This is a genomic window from Ralstonia sp. GX3-BWBA, assembly GCF_003290055.1.
Taxonomy (GTDB): Bacteria; Pseudomonadota; Gammaproteobacteria; order Burkholderiales; family Burkholderiaceae; genus Ralstonia; species Ralstonia holmesii.
The window spans coordinates 1-15748 of sequence record NZ_QMKS01000009.1; the positions used below are offsets into that span (position 1 = coordinate 1).

Annotated in this window: 16 protein-coding genes; 4 read left to right on the forward strand and 12 right to left on the reverse strand. The window is 63.7% G+C overall.

The genetic code is table 11. From position 1 onward, the window contains the following. The 10 genes from DOD19_RS07485 to DOD19_RS07525 all read right to left on the reverse strand — a co-directional run. A partial coding sequence (locus tag DOD19_RS07485) for a porin (protein ID WP_162634358.1) occupies positions 1–359 on the reverse strand: 359 nt, incomplete at its 3' end. A gap of 48 nt (positions 360–407) precedes the next feature. Further along, positions 408–752, reverse strand: coding sequence for an L-rhamnose mutarotase (locus DOD19_RS07490; protein ID WP_112184937.1), 345 nt, complete (start codon positions 750–752; stop codon positions 408–410). A 7-nt stretch (positions 753–759) separates the two neighbouring features. After that, positions 760–1536, reverse strand: coding sequence for an SDR family oxidoreductase (locus DOD19_RS27700; protein WP_024975744.1), 777 nt, complete (start codon positions 1534–1536; stop codon positions 760–762). A gap of 3 nt (positions 1537–1539) precedes the next feature. After that, positions 1540–2421 carry an amidohydrolase family protein gene (locus DOD19_RS27705; protein WP_204360055.1) on the reverse strand — a complete coding sequence of 294 codons (882 nt, stop codon included), beginning with the start codon at positions 2419–2421 and terminating at the stop codon, positions 1540–1542. 19 nt (positions 2422–2440) lie between these two features. Further along, positions 2441–3718, reverse strand: coding sequence for an L-fuconate dehydratase (locus DOD19_RS07500; RefSeq protein WP_024975746.1), 1278 nt, complete (start codon positions 3716–3718; stop codon positions 2441–2443). Positions 3719–3753: 35 nt separating this feature from the next. After that, positions 3754–4614 (reverse strand): fumarylacetoacetate hydrolase family protein, encoded by an 861-nt coding sequence (locus DOD19_RS07505; RefSeq protein ID WP_024975747.1) that lies wholly within the window; start codon positions 4612–4614, stop codon positions 3754–3756. Positions 4615–4650: 36 nt separating this feature from the next. Continuing rightward, a complete protein-coding gene (locus tag DOD19_RS07510) occupies positions 4651–5400 on the reverse strand; it encodes an SDR family oxidoreductase (protein ID WP_112184939.1) in 750 nt (249 codons plus the stop codon). Between the two features lie 140 nt (positions 5401–5540). Beyond that, positions 5541–6488 (reverse strand): ABC transporter substrate-binding protein, encoded by a 948-nt coding sequence (locus tag DOD19_RS07515; protein ID WP_092970486.1) that lies wholly within the window; start codon positions 6486–6488, stop codon positions 5541–5543. Between the two features lie 35 nt (positions 6489–6523). Then, the gene (locus tag DOD19_RS07520; protein ID WP_024975750.1) at positions 6524–7555 is read right to left on the reverse strand and encodes an ABC transporter permease; all 1032 of its coding nucleotides are present in this window, start codon (positions 7553–7555) and stop codon (positions 6524–6526) included. Further along, complete coding sequence (locus tag DOD19_RS07525) at positions 7548–9044, reverse strand: sugar ABC transporter ATP-binding protein (RefSeq protein WP_235193160.1); 1497 nt, start codon at positions 9042–9044, stop codon at positions 7548–7550. The genes DOD19_RS07520 and DOD19_RS07525 overlap by 8 nt, the downstream gene beginning before the upstream one ends. A gap of 297 nt (positions 9045–9341) precedes the next feature. On the opposite strand from DOD19_RS07525, the gene DOD19_RS07530 reads away from it, so the two are divergent. From DOD19_RS07530 to DOD19_RS07545, 4 genes are all read left to right on the forward strand, one after another. Continuing rightward, positions 9342–10049 (forward strand): FadR/GntR family transcriptional regulator, encoded by a 708-nt coding sequence (locus tag DOD19_RS07530; RefSeq protein ID WP_024975752.1) that lies wholly within the window; start codon positions 9342–9344, stop codon positions 10047–10049. Positions 10050–10456: 407 nt separating this feature from the next. Beyond that, the gene (locus tag DOD19_RS07535; protein ID WP_112184941.1) at positions 10457–11464 is read left to right on the forward strand and encodes a zinc-binding alcohol dehydrogenase family protein; all 1008 of its coding nucleotides are present in this window, start codon (positions 10457–10459) and stop codon (positions 11462–11464) included. A gap of 4 nt (positions 11465–11468) precedes the next feature. Next, complete coding sequence (locus DOD19_RS07540; RefSeq protein WP_112184943.1) at positions 11469–12596, forward strand: mannitol dehydrogenase family protein; 1128 nt, start codon at positions 11469–11471, stop codon at positions 12594–12596. Positions 12597–12610: 14 nt separating this feature from the next. Beyond that, positions 12611–14122, forward strand: a complete 1512-nt coding sequence (locus DOD19_RS07545) for an altronate dehydratase family protein (protein WP_112185971.1) — start codon at positions 12611–12613, stop codon at positions 14120–14122. Positions 14123–14167: 45 nt separating this feature from the next. Here DOD19_RS07545 and DOD19_RS07550 read toward each other — a convergent pair whose 3' ends face one another. Then, positions 14168–14941, reverse strand: coding sequence for a DUF2182 domain-containing protein (locus DOD19_RS07550; RefSeq protein ID WP_112184945.1), 774 nt, complete (start codon positions 14939–14941; stop codon positions 14168–14170). Next, complete coding sequence (locus DOD19_RS07555; RefSeq protein WP_024975757.1) at positions 14916–15686, reverse strand: DUF899 domain-containing protein; 771 nt, start codon at positions 15684–15686, stop codon at positions 14916–14918. The genes DOD19_RS07550 and DOD19_RS07555 overlap by 26 nt, the downstream gene beginning before the upstream one ends. Positions 15687–15748 lie beyond the last annotated feature (62 nt).

Here is a 15748-nt window from a genome sequence, read left to right on the forward strand (position 1 = left end):
GCCGTCAACGTGCCCCAGGTCGGGCTGGACAGGCCGACGTACGAACGGCGATTAAACAGCGCGTCACCGTTGGTTTTGCCTTGCGCCGCGCCAAAGCCGGACTCCAGCCGGAAGACCGCCTGCAGGCCACCGCCCAGATCCTCCTTGCCCATGAACCCGAACATGCTGGTCCCCCACTGGTTGTCGGCGGCGCGCCAGAGGCTGCCGCCCGGGGAGGTCGCGGTGGGGGCGACGTTGTTCTGGTAGTCGATGCCGCTGGCGACGCGGCCGTACAGCGTGACGTTGGTTTGTGCATGCGCGGCGCCAGCGGCCGCGCACACGATTGCCGCGCACAGCGGCCAAGTTACCCGTTTCTTCATTGTCATCTCCTCTCTCTGGTGTCATGCCGGCCACGGCCGGAATTGCTGCTACTGCGGTTGCTGTTGCAAATCGAAAATGCGGCTCATCGGTATCCACTTCTGCCCCGCGGGCGTCCAGGGGGTGGGCGCCTGAAACTGCCACATCAGCGCTTCCCATTCGCGGATCTTCGGGTCCGTGTCGGTGGCAAGCGCCATGCGCTCGGCGTCGTAGATGGCGTCGTCGGTATCCATCAGCATCACCATGCGGGTTCCCAGGCGATAGATCTCCATGCCGATCACGCCGTGCACGCGCAGGTGGCGGGCGACTTCCGGCCAGATGCGTTGATGGTGGGCTTCGTACGTGGCGATGAGCGCCGCGTCGTCTTTCAGATCCAGAGCGAGGCAGTAGCGCATGGCAACCTCACGTCAGGGCACGGTCGAGGTGCGTATAGCCACCATCGACAAATACCCACTGCCCCGTCGTGTGGGAGGCCTGCGCAGAGAGCAGGAAGACCGTGGTACTGGCAATCTCGTCGGCGGTGGTCATGCGATGACCGAGCGGGATCTTCGACGTAATTGCTGCGAGCTTGGCATCGGGGTTGTCGAACGTGGCAATCCAGCGTTCATACAGCGGCGTCAGTACCTCCGCCGGAATGACCGCGTTGACGCGCACGCCATCCGGCGCCAGCGATGCCGCCCATTCCCGAGTGAGCGACAGCTGTGCACCCTTCGCGGCGGTGTACCCGCTCGTATTGCCTTGCCCCGTCAACGCCGTTTTCGACGAGATATTGACGATGGCCCCTCGGCTCGCTTTCAGGTGCGGCAGGCACAGATGTGCCATGACGTAGTAATGGATCAGGTTCTTCTCAAGCGAGCGCACGAAGGCGTCCCGGCCCGCGTCCAGCCCAACGCTGTCGTTGATGCCGGCGTTGTTGACAAGACCATCGATATGTCCGAACTCGCGCACGGTTTCGTCCACCATGCCGCGGCAATCGACCTCATCTTCCAGGTCGAACTGGAAGAAGCGCGCCTTCGGCTGCCGGCGCATCAGCTCGGCTTCAAACGCCGGCGCCATCGGGCTCTTGCCACAGATGACGGGGATGGCCCCTTCGGCCGCCAATTGCAGCGAAATGGCCGCGCCAATGCCGGCTGCGCCGCCCGTGACGATTACGACTTTGTCTTGCAGATGCAAATCCATGGTTCAAGCCTTGAGTTGCAGGTTGTAGCAGCGGGCGGCGGTGCCACCCCAGAGGTCGGCGCGTTCAGTGGCGCTCAGTCGCTCTTCGGCCCAGACATGCAGCACGTCGTACACCGTGCCGTATGACGCCGCCAATTGGCACACAGGCCAATCCGACCCAAACATCACGCGGTTGGGACCGAACACGTCGAGTGCCACGTCAAGGCATTGGCGCGCGTGCTGAACGTCGCGCACGGTCACGCCTTTTCGCCAGTCGGCTTCAGTCAGCAGGCCGGAAAGCTTGCAGGCGACGTGCGGCATGTCCTTAAGTGGCGCAAGCGCAGCCCGCCACCTTGCCAGCGCCTGCGCATCACGCTCGAACGCTTCAAGCGGCGGCTTGCCCAGGTGATCCAGCACCAGCAAGTGACGATCGTGCCGGCCGCAGAAATCCACGGCGGGCTCCAGTTGGTGGCCAAACACCAGCACGTCGTACGTGTAGCCCCAGAGCTGCAACAAAGCGACGCCTTGTTCGAACGCCGGGTCCAATAGAAATGCGGCAACGTCCGGTTCGTCCTGCACGGTGTGCCGGAAGCCGACCAGTTTGTGCTCACCGCTCCTGGCTTCGAGGCGAGCCTCAAGATCGGCGGCATGCAAGTCTTCCCAGCCGACCACGCCGACAATCCAGTCGTGCGCAGCGGCGAGGCCCAGCAGAAAATCCGTCTCCTCACGCACCCTGCGCGCCTGCACGGCAATCGCAGCGTCCAGGCGTTGCGCGCGCAGTTCGGGCAGCAAGTTGGCAGGCAGGCGGTCTTCGGCCAGAGCTTCCATGCCGGGGCCGATCCAGGAATACGCCTCGGGTTGATAGCGCCAGAAATGCTGGTGCGCGTCTATTCGTGGCACGGGCAGCGCAGGTACCGTCATCGCATCAGCCTCGGAAGCGGTACTGCTCGAGCGATGCCGGTTTCATCGTGATGGAGAAACCCGGTGCCTGCGGCGGCAGATAGGCGGCGTTGCGTACCACGCAGGGGTCGACAAAGTGCTCGTGCAGGTGGTCGACGTACTCGACCACGCGGCCTTCGCGCGTGCCCGACACGCAGATGTAGTCGATCATCGACAGGTGCTGCACGTACTCGCACAGGCCCACGCCGCCGGCATGCGGGCACACCGGCAAGCCGTACTTGGCGGCCAGCAGCAACACAGCCAGGATCTCGTTCACACCGCCCAGCCGGCACGCGTCGATCTGCACGACATCGATGGCGCCGCGCATGATGAACTGCTTGAAGAGAATGCGGTTCTGGCACATCTCGCCGGTCGCCACCTTGACGGGGGCAACGGCTTCGCGAACCTTGCGATGGCCTTCCACATCGTCCGGGCTGGTCGGCTCTTCAATGAACCACGGCTTGGCGAAACCGAGTTCGCGCACCCAGTCGATGGCCTCCTTGACCTCCCAGACCTGGTTGGCATCGATCATCAGCTCGCGGTCCGGCCCGAGCACTTCGCGCGCGATCGAGACGCGGCGAATGTCGTCCTTCAGATCGCGTCCGACCTTGAGCTTGATATGGCGGAAACCGCTGTCGACGGCCTCGCGGCAGAGGCGGCGCAGCTTGTCGTCGTCATAGCCAAGCCAGCCGGCGGACGTGGTGTAGCACGGGTAGCCTTCCTGCTCCAGCGTGCGAATGCGGTCGGCCTTGCCGGGCGCCTGCTTGCGCAGCAGGTCGAGCGCTTCTTCGGGCGTGATGCCGTCGGTGATATAGCGGAAGTCGATGCAGCGCACGAACGCTTCCGGTGTGAGATCGGCCACCAGGCGCCACAGCGGCTTGCCTTCGGCCTTGGCCCACAGATCCCACGCTGCATTGACGACGGCGCCCGTCGCCAGATGGATGGCGCCCTTGTCCGGGCCGATCCAGCGCAACTGGCTGTCGGACGTGACGTGGCGCCAGAAGCGGCCCATGTCTTCACGAATCCAGTCGAGATCCAGCCCTTCCACCAGATGACGCATCGCCTCGATGGCAGCGCAGCACACCTCGTTGCCGCGCCCGATGGTGAAGGTCAGGCCGTGGCCTTCCAGGCCCGGCTGGTCAGTCTCCAGGATCACGTAGGCCGCGGAGTAATCCGGGTCCGGATTCATCGCGTCGGAGCCATCGAGATGCTGGGAAGTCGGAAAGCGTACGTCCAGCACGCGCAGGGATCGGATGATGGTCATGAGTATCGTGTTCGGGATTGCGGAATGCGTGCCCTTCAGCCTTGCGCGTTCACCGTGCGCTGGCACTGCTCGCCCAAGCCCTGGATGCCCAGGCGCATGGTCTGGCCGGCGCGCAGATAGACCGGCGGCTTCTGCCCTAGCCCCACGCCCGGCGGGGTGCCGGTGGAAATCACATCGCCCGGTTGCAGGCTCATGAAGCGGCTCAGGTAGCTCACCAGATGCGCCACGCCAAACACCATGGTCGACGTCGATCCGTTCTGGTAGCGATGCCCGTCCACCTCCAGCCACAGATGCAGCGCTTGCGGGTTGGGCACCTCGTCTGCGGTGACCAGCCACGGGCCGATGGGGCCGAAGGTGTCGCAGCCCTTGCCCTTGTCCCACGTGCCGCCGCGCTCGAGCTGGTATTCGCGCTCCGACACATCGTTGATGACGCAGTAGCCCGCCACGTGCGCGAGCGCATCCGCCTCGCTGATGTACCGGCCGCCCTTGCCGATCACCACGCCAAGCTCGACTTCCCAATCGGTCTTCACCGAGCCACGCGGTATTTCAACGTCATCGTCCGGGCCGCAGATGGCGCTGGTCCATTTGCCGAAGACGACCGGCTCGGCCGGCACTTCGGCGCCAGTTTCAGCAGCATGGTCGGAGTAGTTCAGCCCGATGCAGATGAACTTGCCCACGTTGCCCACGCAGGCGCCCAGGCGCAGGCCCGCTTGCGGCGTGCCATCGACGATGGGCAGGCGGCTGATGTCCAGCGTGCGCAGGTGAGCCAGGCTCTCGGGCAGCAGCGCAGCGCCGCCGATGTCGTCAATCACGGCGGACAGGTCGCGCACTTGCCCTTGTGCATCGAGCAGGCCGGGCTTTTCCTGGCCCTTGGGGCCGTAGCGGAGGAGTTTCATCGTGTTGTCTTTGTGGACTGCAATCAAACAAACCAATCAGTTGGACCAGCCGCCGTCGATCACGCAGCAAGTGCCGGTCGTGAAGCGGGACTCATCCGAAGCCAGGTAGGTCGCCAGCGCGGCGATCTCGTCTGTCGTGCCGACGCGGCCCATCGGCTGGCGCGCAACGAAGGCTGCGCGGACGGTGTCGATCGGCACGTTCTGTTCCTGCGCTTGCGTGTCAATGCGCTGCTCGAGCGAGGGAGACTCCACCGTGCCCGGGCAGATGGCGTTGCAGCGAATGCCGCGCGCCACAAAGTCGGCGGCAATCGCCTTGGTCATCCCGATGACAGCGGCCTTGGTCGTGCCATACACGAAGCGGTTCGGCACGCCCTTCACGCTTGATGCGGCAGAGGCCATGTTGATGATCGACGCGCCGCCGTTGTCCAGCATCTTCGGCAACAGCGCACGCGTCAGGCGGTACATCGATGTCACGTTGAGCTGCCACGAGAACGCCCAGTCGTCCTCCGAACATTCGAGGATGCTGCCGGGGTGCACGAAGCCCGCGCAGTTGAACAGCGCATCGAAAGCAGCTTCTTCGTGTGCCAGGATGGCAACGGCATTGGCGTCCGTCACGTCCAGGCGCAAGGTGCGGACGCCGGCGGTCTCCGCCAGCGTGGCCAACGCCTCTGCATTGATATCGGTGGCGAGCACCTGCGCGCCCTCTCTTGCAAACATCATCGCGCTCGCCCGGCCAATACCCTGCCCAGCCGCCGTCACGAGGATGCGTTTTCCTTGGAGTCTCATTGCGTCTGCGTTCCGGCGCGGGCCACGTTGGCGGTGGCCCATTCCGGCAATGGAGTTAAAACACTGCGCCGTTCAGGAAAGGGATTCAGCCGGCATGGCGGCGAACGACGCTCCGCCATGCCCCTTGTTGCGATGAATCGTCAGTACAGGACGTTCTTGGCCTCAGGCGAATCGAGGTTCTGCTTGTTGACCATCATCACGCCCGTGTCGACCTGCTTCTGTACGGGCTTCTTCTCGATCACGCTGACGACCGTTTCGATGCCCTTGTAGCCCATCTGGTACGAGCTTTGGACGGCGATTGCGCGGATCGTGCCGTCGCGCACGAAGCCCTGCAGGTCCTGGTTGCCATCAAAGCCGATGGCCGCCACCTTGCCGCTCTTGCCCGACTGCTGCAGCGCGCGCCCCATCCCGACCGCCGTTGGTTCGTTCGCACCAAAGATGCCCTTCAGATCGGGATTGGCGGCCAGCACGTCCGTCGTCTGGTTCAGCGCCGTTGCCATTTGCGATTGCGAGTAGAACGGCCCAACGATCTGCAGCTTCGAATGCGCCTCGATGTATTTCTTGAAGCCGCCCACGCGGCCGATTTCGGACCCCGCGCCCGGCACATAAGACATGATCGCGATCTTGCCGGTCTGGCCGACGGCCTCGATCATCGCCTTCGCGCACAACTCACCCGCCTTCGCGTTATCGGTCGACAGGAACGACTGGTAATACTGCTTGCCTGAATCGGACACCATCGAGTCGATCAGCACCACCGGGATGTGCGCTTCCCATGCCTTCTTCATCGCCGGCACCAGCGCATCCGGGTCTGACGGCGCGAGGACAATGCCCGCGACATGCCGGTTGACCGCGTTCTCGACCATGTTCACTTCGTCGGCAATGGCCGATTCTGCTGCCGGCCCCTGGAAGGTCATCGTGTAGCCCTTCGCGTTGCCCATGGCGGCCGTCGCGCCCTTCTGAACGTTCTGCCAGTAGTTGGAATTTGCCGATTTCACGATCACGGCAATTTCACCGCCTGCCGCCTGCGCATAGGCAGAGAACAGTGCACACGTTGCTGCAACCACCGCCAGTACGGAAAACTTCTTCATGTCTCACTCCTTGGTTTTGGTTTGAACTTCTCGACTCACAACTTGCGGTTTCTGAGCTGATCGATCCAGACGGTGCCAAGGATGACCACGCCGATGATGATCTGCTGGATAAAACTCGATACGCCGTTCATGTTGAGCCCGTTGCGCAACACGCCGATCACGAACGCGCCAATGGCCGTGCCCGAGACCGTTCCGACACCGCCCATCAGCGACGTCCCGCCGATGACGGCGCTGGCAATCGCATCAAGTTCGTACATCACGCCCTCGTTCGGTTGTGCGGTCACGAGGCGAGACATCAGCACGCACCCGGCCATCCCTGCCAGCAAGCCCGATAGCACATACGTGAACAGCTTCACGCCTTGCACATTTACACCCGACAAGCGAGCTGCTTCGGCGTTCGAGCCGACTGCATAGATGTGGCGACCCAGTGAAGTGCGTGAGAGCAGCACGGAGACAGCGATGAACAGCGCAAGCATGATCACCACCGGGTAAGGAATGCCGGGGAAGACCGTGTCCGGAAAGCCGTCTGCCCCGATGTGCGATATGCGGAACAGTGCGCCGTTGCCGAGTTCGCCGAAAGCATCTCCCAGGCCTGAGACAGGACGGGCGCCCGTGATCTGCAGGGCCACGCCGCGCGCCACCAGCATCATGCCCAGCGTGGCAATAAAGGGCGGCAGGCCCATCCTGGTGATACAGATGCCGTTGACCCATCCGCACACGCCGCCAACCAGCACGCCGGCCAGCATGGCAATCGGAACAGGTACGCCCATCTTGACGAGCAAGGCCGCCACCACGCCAGAGAGCGCCAGCACCGAGCCCACCGACAAGTCGATGCCACCGGTGATGATCACGCACGTGGCGGCGACGCCCAGGTAGGCAATCGACGTGACCTGCAGTGCGACGGTCATGAAGTTGCCGACCGAAAAGAAGGCCGCGCTGGTTGCGGAAAACGCAATCACAAGTGCCACCAGGCTACCGAGCGCTGCAAACTTTTGGATCAGGTCCCGATGGTGTTGCTTGCTCTGCTTTTTCACGGCCTGCGGCTGATCTGATGTCATTTCAAGCATGTGTTCTTCCTGATGCGTAATGCAGAATTTCTTCCTGGTTTGTCTTCCGTGTTTCCAGGACTGCGGTAATGCGGCCTTCATGAAAGACGGCAATTCGATCTGTCATGCCCAGCAGTTCCGGCAGCTCCGAGCTGATCAACACGACACCGACACCGTCGGCGGCGAGTTCGTCCATCAGCCCATAAATCGCGTACTTGGCGCCGACGTCGATGCCCCGCGTCGGCTCATCGAAAAACAGGATGCGCGAACCGCGATACAGCCATTTGCCGATCACGATCTTCTGTTGATTGCCGCCTGAGAGATTGCGCACCGTCTGCCCGACAGACGGCGTGCGGATGTTCAGCTCGCGCACGTAGCGCTGCGCCACGGCGGTCTCTTCGGAAAAGCGCAGAAAGCCATGCGATGAAATCGCCCGGACATTGGCCAGGGTGATATTCACGGCCACCGGCATCGACAACGCCAGACCGTCCTTCTTTCTGTCTTCTGACAGGTAGGCAATGCCTTGCCGGATGGCCTCGCGCGGGGAGCGGATCGTGACCGGCGTGTCGCCCAGCTTGATCGATCCGGAATCGAGCCGTTCCGCTCCGAAAATGGCACGCGCCACCTCCGTGCGCCCCGCGCCCATCAAGCCGGCAAAACCGAGAATCTCGCCCTTGCGCAGCTCGAACGACACCGGGCCGAAGACGCCTGCGCGGCTCAGTGCGTTCACGCGCAACAACACCTCGTCGGTCGGTACCGATTTGCGCGCGGGAAAGACATCGTCCAGTGAGCGGCCGACCATCCGCGCGACGATCTCGTTAACACTGGTGGAAGCGAAATCGCTCGTGGCGATATGGCGGCCGTCACGGAGCACCGTCACGCGATCGACGATCTCGGCCATCTCATCCAGTCGGTGCGAGATGTAGAGAATCGCCACGCCATCGGCGCGCAACTCCTTGATGATGCGAAACAGCTGAACAGTTTCGGATTCCGTGAGCGAAGACGTGGGCTCGTCCATGATCAGCACACGCGCGTTGAGCGAGAGCGCCTTGGCAATCTCCACCATCTGTTGCTGCGCGATCGACAGCGCGCTGACCAGCGTGGTCGGCTCGACGGCCAGACCGATCCGCTGCAGATAGCTCCGTGCGTTAGTGTTGAGCTTGCGGTAATCAATGAACGGGCCGCGCTTGGGCTCGCGCGCCAGGAAGATGTTCTCTGCCACCGACAGATGCGGCACGAGATTCAGCTCCTGATGGATGATCGCAATGCCGGCCGCCTGCGCCTCGGATGTCGACGCAAACCGCACCGCTTCACCCCGGTACGAGATGACGCCATCGTCTGCGGTGTACTGGCCGCTGATGATCTTCATCAGGGTGGATTTGCCGGCACCGTTCTCGCCGCAGACGGCATGGACTTCGCCCACGCGCAGATCCAGATCCACACCATCCAGCGCAACGACGCCGGGAAAGCGTTTGCCGATGCGCTGCAAGCAAAGAATCTCTTGCAACATCGACGATCTGGAGCTGCTTACGTGCGTGGGCACGGCATCAGCACTGCTCATCGTGGTCTCCGTTGTGTTGCGAGGCTCTGATCTTCCGCTCGACGCACTGGTAAGTCCAGTTTGGAGCGATTCGAGCAAGCCAAGCATTTTTTGGTCAAACCAATATCACTTATAACGTACCTGCCTGACCACTAGTGCAAACCCTGAAGTGTTGCTGACACCAGTCTAGACAACGGCTGGCGGTGCCCATGCTAGACTCGAAGCACATCCATGCGCGGCAACGCCCGCGCCAAAAAACACACCACAATGAAGCAGACAGAGCCAAAGCGGCTTTACCAATCTGTAGCCGCGCAGATTCTCGCGCTGATCCAACAGGAAAAGCTCGGACCGGGCACACGCTTGCCTCCCGAGCGCGAACTGGCGCAGACGCTGGGCGTATCGCGCCCGTCGCTGCGCGAGGCATTGATCGCCCTGGAGATTGGCGGCCAGGTTGAGATCCGCATGGGTTCCGGTGTGTACGTTCAAGACGCAAGCGCGGCGAGCGAGAATGCGGCCATTCCGTCGCTGGGCGAAAGCCCTTCCGAACTGATGCAAGCCCGGGCCGTTCTTGAAGGCGACGTGATCACGCTCGCCACGGGGCGCCTGACGGCGGCCACGCTCGACAAGCTCCAGCGCACCATCGACCGCATGAAGAAACTTGCATCGGGGGGGAAGTCGCCCACCGATGCCGACCGCCAGTTCCACATGCTGATTGCCGAGACCGCCGGCAATTCGGTCCTCAGCCGATTCGTGGCCGAGCTGTTCGATAGTCGCCATGACCCGCTGGCCATGGCCATCCGCGACCATGCAGAGGGCGAATCAAGCTGGCATGCGGCGGTGCACGAACACGAAGAGATTCTGAAGGCGTTGCAGGCGGGCGATCCCATCGCGGCGCAAACCGCCATGCGCGCGCACTTAAAGGCGTCGGAAGAACGCTGGATCGCGGGCGCCATTCAGCAAGACAGCGCACAGTAGCCGCCCTCACCCGATGCGCGGCCCGCCCGCAGCCGCGCAATCCTTCCCTCCCCGCCTCCATCGCTCCCGCCCAATGCGGTCTGACCAAATTTCAGGCCGCCTCGCCTTTTCCCCTTGAAAATAAGGGATTTTCAGCATCAGGGTTTCCCCCATCAAGGATTTTCCCGCAAGATGTTAAATTGGTCTGACCAATAGGTGAGGCCTGTTTGGCATGACCAGTTGCCCAAGATGTGCGAATTGATTCCTTCAACTTGGTGCAGTGCACGCGCGCAATCAAACCTCACCTCATCCACTCAAGGAGACCGGAAGGTGACCCACTGTTTGCCATCGCCACGCGCCCATACGCAACTTCTTCAACGGCTCCGTCAAGCGGAGACTGGCGACGCCACTTCGGGCGGAGCCACATCATGCTGACCGTCGTGTGCGAAACACCAGGCGCCCTGGTTGCACAGGACCGGCCGGTCCCCAGCCCCGCCGACGGTGAGGTACTGCTGCGCGTCAAACGCGTGGGGGTGTGCGGTACCGACCTGCACATCTTTACGGGCAACCAGCCTTACCTCAATTACCCGCGCGTGATGGGGCATGAACTGTCGGGCATCGTCGAACAGGCACCGCCCGGCAGCGCGCTTGCCAAGGGCGACGTGGTGTACGTGATGCCCTACCTGTCGTGCGGGCACTGCGTGGCGTGCCGCCAGGGCCGGACAAACTGCTGCGTCAACATCCAGGTACTGGGTGTGCATCGCGACGGGGCGTTCACTGAATACCTGAGCGTGCCGCAAGCCTTCGTGCACAAGGCGGACGGCGTGAGCCTGGATCAGGCCGCGATGGTGGAATTCCTGGCCATTGGGGCGCACGCGGTGCGTCGTGCGCAGGTGCGCGCTGGGCAGCGCGTGCTGGTGGTAGGCGCCGGCCCGATCGGCATGGCGGCCATGATCTTCGCCAAGCTGCGCGGCGCGACGGTCACGGCGCTGGACTCCCGTGCGGATCGCCTCGCCTTTGCGATGGAGCGACTTGGTATGGACGCCAGCGTTGCGCTGGGCGATACCGACGAAGCGCAACTCAGTGCGCTCACGGCCAATGAGTTTTATGACGTCGTCTTCGATGCCACGGGCAATCCGAAAGCCATGGAGCGCGGCTTGCGCTTTGTTGCGCATGCCGGCACGTATGTGCTGATCTCGGTGGTGGCGGCGAACATCTCGTTCTCCGATCCGGAATTCCACAAACGCGAGACCACGCTGCTCGCCAGCCGCAACGCCACCACCGAAGATTTTGAAACCGTGCTCGACGCCATGCGTGCGGGCAAGATTCCGACCGCGCTGAACACGCACCGCATGGCGCTGGCGGACGTGCCCGAACACTTCAAGATGCTGCTCGACCCCGCCGCCGGCGTGGTGAAAGCCATCGTGGAGTGCTGAGCGCATGACCGAGCCGATCCTCCAGTTCGGCACCAGCCGCTTCCTGCAGGCGCACGTCGACTTGCTCGTGTCGGAAGCGCTCGATGCAGGACAAGCACTGGGCGGGATAACCGTCGTGCAGACCACATCCAACCCGGCCAGCGCAGCGCGTGTGGCGGCGCTTGCAGGCGGTGAGGGTTATCCGGTGCGCATTCGCGGCTTACGAGACGGTACACCCATCGACCAGACCGTCACCTGCCGCGCCGTGCAGCGCGCCCTTCGGGCCGAGTCCGACTGGGAACAGCTGCGCGAGGCCATGGCAACACACGTGCAGGTCGTGGTGTCGAACACGGCCGACCAGGGCTACCAGCTCGACCCGCGCGATGATGCCAGCTTGATGCAGCAGCCATCGCGCGTGCCACGCAGCTTCCCTGCCAAACTGGTGGCGCTGCTGCTCGGCCGCTGGCTGCGACAGCCGCAGGCACCGCTGTCGCTGTTTCCGTGCGAACTGATCGAGCGCAACGGCGACACGCTCTGCGCAACGGTCTGCGCGCTGGCACAGCAATGGGCGCTGCCCGCCGCGTTCATCGATTGGCTGCGCACGCATTGCGTGTGGGCCAACTCGCTCGTAGACCGCATCGTCTCCGAGGCATTGCACCCCGTGGGCGCCGTGGCGGAACCGTACGCGCTGTGGGCCATCGAGCGCCGCCCCGGGCTGGTGCTGCCATGCACGCATCCGGCCATCGTGCTGACGGATGAACTGGATCACCACGAGCGGCTCAAGCTCTTTCTGCTCAACGCGGGCCACACCTTTCTGGCCGAGCGTTGGCGCGAAGATGCGCATCCCGCCGATCTGACTGTCGCGCAGGCCATGGAAGACCCACGCCTGCGGCCGGAGCTGGAAGCGCTGTGGCGCGACGAGATCGTTCCTGTATTCGCCGCCCTGCACAAGCGCGAAGCCGCCGAGGCCTATCTCGTCTTGCTGCGCGAACGGCTGTTGAACCCCTATCTTGCCCACCGCCTCGCCGATATCGCGCAGAACCATGCGCAGAAGAAGCTGCGGCGCCTCGCGCCCATCGTCGCGCTGACGCGGCAGTTGGGCTTGCACCTCGCCCAGCCACGCCTGAACGCCGCGCTGGCCAATCCGAATTGAACCTGCAAAGCACCATGTCCGACGCATCCCTCATCCTTCTTGCCCCCGACGACGACGTGGCCGTCGCGCGTGTTGCGCTGGCGCCCGGCGCGGCACTCGACGCGGGGTTGACCACCCGCGATGCCATTCCCGCTGGCCACAAGGTCGCGTTGCGCGATATTGCAGCGGGGCAACCGGTGCACAAGTATGGGCAAGTCATCGGCGTGGCCACGGCGCCCATCCGCATGGGTGAACACGTTCACGTACACAACGTCGGCATGGCCAACTCCGCCGCCGAGCACACGGTGGGCCACGCGTATCGCGCCACCGTGCCGGTCGACACGCCCGCCATGTTCGAAGGGTACGTGCGGGCAGATGGCCGCGTCGGCACGCGCAATTTCATCGGCGTCATCTCCAGCGTGAACTGCTCGGCCACGGTGTGCCGGCATATCGTGCAGGCGGCGCAGGCAGAGGTGGTCGCGTTTCCCAACGTGGATGGCATTGTCGCCATCACGCACGGCAGCGGCTGCGGGATGGCCGGCAACGGCGAAGGGCTGGAACTGCTGCAGCGCACGCTGCGCGGCTATGCCGACCACCCAAACTTTGCCGGCGTGCTGATCGTTGGCCTCGGTTGCGAAGTCAATCAGGTGGCACCGCTTGTGCAGATGCTGGGCGCCCGCACACCGGGGCTGTTCGCATCGCTGACGATTCAGGAAGAAGGCGGCACGCGTGAGGCGATTGCTGCCGGCTTGACCATGCTGCGCGACATGCTGCCGATCGCGAATCGGGCACAACGCAGCACCGTCCCGGCAAGCCACCTGACGGTGGGCCTGCAATGCGGCGGATCGGACGGCTACTCCGGCATCAGCGCCAACCCTGCGCTGGGCGCGGCGGTGGATTTGCTGGTGCGACACGGGGGCACCGCAGTGCTATCCGAAACGCCCGAGATCTATGGCGCAGAACACCTGTTGACTGCGCGCGCTGCGACGTCTGCCGTGGCCGACGCGTTGATGCAACGGCTAGCCTGGTGGGAGCACTACACCAGCACGCTGGGCGCCGACATGAACAACAACCCTTCGCCCGGCAACAAGGCCGGCGGCGTCACGACCATCCTGGAAAAATCGCTCGGCGCGGTTGCCAAGGGCGGCAGCAGCGGGCTGATGGCCGTGTATGAATACGCCCAGCCGGTGCAGGCGCACGGCCTCGTCTTCATGGACACGCCCGGCTACGACCCTGTCTCGGCCACGGGCCAAGTCGCCGGCGGCGCCAACCTGATCTGCTTCACAACGGGCCGAGGGTCCACCTATGGCTGCAAGCCGGTGCCCTCCTTGAAGCTGGCCACCAACAGCACGCTCTTCCGGCACATGGAACTGGACATGGACTACGACTGCGGCGGCATCGTCGATGGCCGCCTCAGCATTGCACAAGCCGGCCAGGCGCTGTTCCGGCTGATGCTGGCCACCGCCTCGGGCAACCACACCAAGAGCGAACTCAACGGCCTGGGCGACAACGAGTTCGTACCGTGGCAGCTTGGCGCGGTGATGTAAGGCAAGTGCCGAGCACACCTGACCGGCAATAAGCGATACGGCCGATCATGGCAACGCGGCGGAGGCCAACTGGAGCAACCCCGCCACGATGGCCACAGCACCAATGCAGCGGGCTACGCGGTCTCCGTCGGGTGCCAGGCGCTCCAGCGTAATCGCCGCTGACACCGCCGCCATTGCACGCAAGTCCATGACGCCGATCACAAGCAGGATTGCCGTCAAGCCCGCGCAAGAGCTGGCGCAGCGCATGCCGAGCCGTAAGCCATATCGCCACGCTGTACTGCCCGGCGCGGGCACCACTCGGCACCCTGCAAGCTGCCGCGCCTTCCATGCACTGAACTGCAGTGCGCCGGCCGCAAGAACGACTGCACCGGCGGCAGCCGGCAACGCGCGCGCTAGCACGGGCGATGTCATTTCGAGCTCGGCCACCGCCGCCTCCAGCGCAAAGACCATCGCGCCGATCAGCCCCCACACGGCAAAGTACGCCGTGCCTGCCAACGCGGTGTGCGCATCAACATTCGGCTTGCCCGCCAAGTGAAGCGCAACGCGATACCGCCGCAGCATCGGCAGCAATGACGGCAGCATCATCGCCACCATCATCACCGTCCACATGCAAATGAAGGACGCGGCAAAGCTCCACCACGTCTGACCGCACATCGGCATCCAGGCCATTGGCATCTCGGCCATGCCGGGCATGGCAGTGCACCATGCCACCGTCGCTGCCGCGCTGCCGATGAACAGCAATGCCGAGACGGCCAGGAAGCCGCGCTCGGACACTGCTAGCTCGCGTGGCAGTTCAACGCTGCTGAGCGTACTCGTCATGGCGACGCCACCAGACACCGGTTTCATTGCGGCCCAGCGGCGCGCGATCGAGCCACTGGTATGCACCCCACAAGCCATCGAGGCCGCGCGCGTAGGTCGAATACGTGTGGTACACGACGCCGTCTTCCAGCACGAACGCGCTCATGCCAGGCCGGTCGCGCACGTAGGTGGGCGCGTCGGTGCCGCACATGCTGGCGAACTGCTGCACAGGTTCGGGCAAGTCGGATGCATCCATCACGTGGCTGCCGCGCACGTAGTTGTAGTCGGAGTTGCCGGCGCGCTGCTGCTCTTCCGAGATCGAGACGTTGAAGTCGTAGTTGAAATCGCTGCCAACCGACGACACCCACGGAAAGGTCCAGCCCATCCGCTCGCGATACTCGATCAGCTTGGCCAGCGGCCCCCGCGACACTGCCAGCAGCGTCACGTCGTGATTCGCCAGATGCGTGACGAAACCGTCAAAGCCGTCGGCAATCATCGAGCACGATGGGCAGCCCGCCTTATAGTCCGGCCCGAACATGAAGTGATAGACGAGCAGTTGCGAGCGACCGCCGAACAGATCGGCCAGCGAGGCGCTGCCGTTCTCGGTTTCAAAGCGATAGGTTTTGTCGATGCGCACCCATGGCAGTGCCTGCCGGCGGCGTGCGAGCTCATCGCTGCGACGGGTGAGTTCCTTCTCGGCCTTGAGCAGTTCAATGCGCTCTGCCAGCCAGCTTGCGCGGGTTGCTGTGGGGTGTGTTGCACTCATGCTTACCTCCGTTTTGGGTGAGTGGTCGTGTGCTAGATTAGGCGCCGACCTCAAACGGCGGG

Coding starts and splice junctions, on each gene's coding strand:
- DOD19_RS07490 (WP_112184937.1), bottom strand. CDS start 752: ATGCGCTACTGCCTCGCTCTGGATCTGAAAGACGACGCGGCGCTCATC.
- DOD19_RS27700 (WP_024975744.1), bottom strand. CDS start 1,536: ATGGATTTGCATCTGCAAGACAAAGTCGTAATCGTCACGGGCGGCGCA.
- DOD19_RS07500 (WP_024975746.1), bottom strand. CDS start 3,718: ATGACCATCATCCGATCCCTGCGCGTGCTGGACGTACGCTTTCCGACT.
- DOD19_RS07505 (WP_024975747.1), bottom strand. CDS start 4,614: ATGAAACTCCTCCGCTACGGCCCCAAGGGCCAGGAAAAGCCCGGCCTG.
- DOD19_RS07510 (WP_112184939.1), bottom strand. CDS start 5,400: ATGAGACTCCAAGGAAAACGCATCCTCGTGACGGCGGCTGGGCAGGGT.
- DOD19_RS07515 (WP_092970486.1), bottom strand. CDS start 6,488: ATGAAGAAGTTTTCCGTACTGGCGGTGGTTGCAGCAACGTGTGCACTG.
- DOD19_RS07520 (WP_024975750.1), bottom strand. CDS start 7,555: ATGCTTGAAATGACATCAGATCAGCCGCAGGCCGTGAAAAAGCAGAGC.
- DOD19_RS07525 (WP_235193160.1), bottom strand. CDS start 9,044: ATGTTGCAAGAGATTCTTTGCTTGCAGCGCATCGGCAAACGCTTTCCC.
- DOD19_RS07530 (WP_024975752.1), top strand. CDS start 9,342: ATGAAGCAGACAGAGCCAAAGCGGCTTTACCAATCTGTAGCCGCGCAG.
- DOD19_RS07535 (WP_112184941.1), top strand. CDS start 10,457: ATGCTGACCGTCGTGTGCGAAACACCAGGCGCCCTGGTTGCACAGGAC.
- DOD19_RS07540 (WP_112184943.1), top strand. CDS start 11,469: ATGACCGAGCCGATCCTCCAGTTCGGCACCAGCCGCTTCCTGCAGGCG.
- DOD19_RS07545 (WP_112185971.1), top strand. CDS start 12,611: ATGTCCGACGCATCCCTCATCCTTCTTGCCCCCGACGACGACGTGGCC.
- DOD19_RS07550 (WP_112184945.1), bottom strand. CDS start 14,941: ATGACGAGTACGCTCAGCAGCGTTGAACTGCCACGCGAGCTAGCAGTG.
- DOD19_RS07555 (WP_024975757.1), bottom strand. CDS start 15,686: ATGAGTGCAACACACCCCACAGCAACCCGCGCAAGCTGGCTGGCAGAG.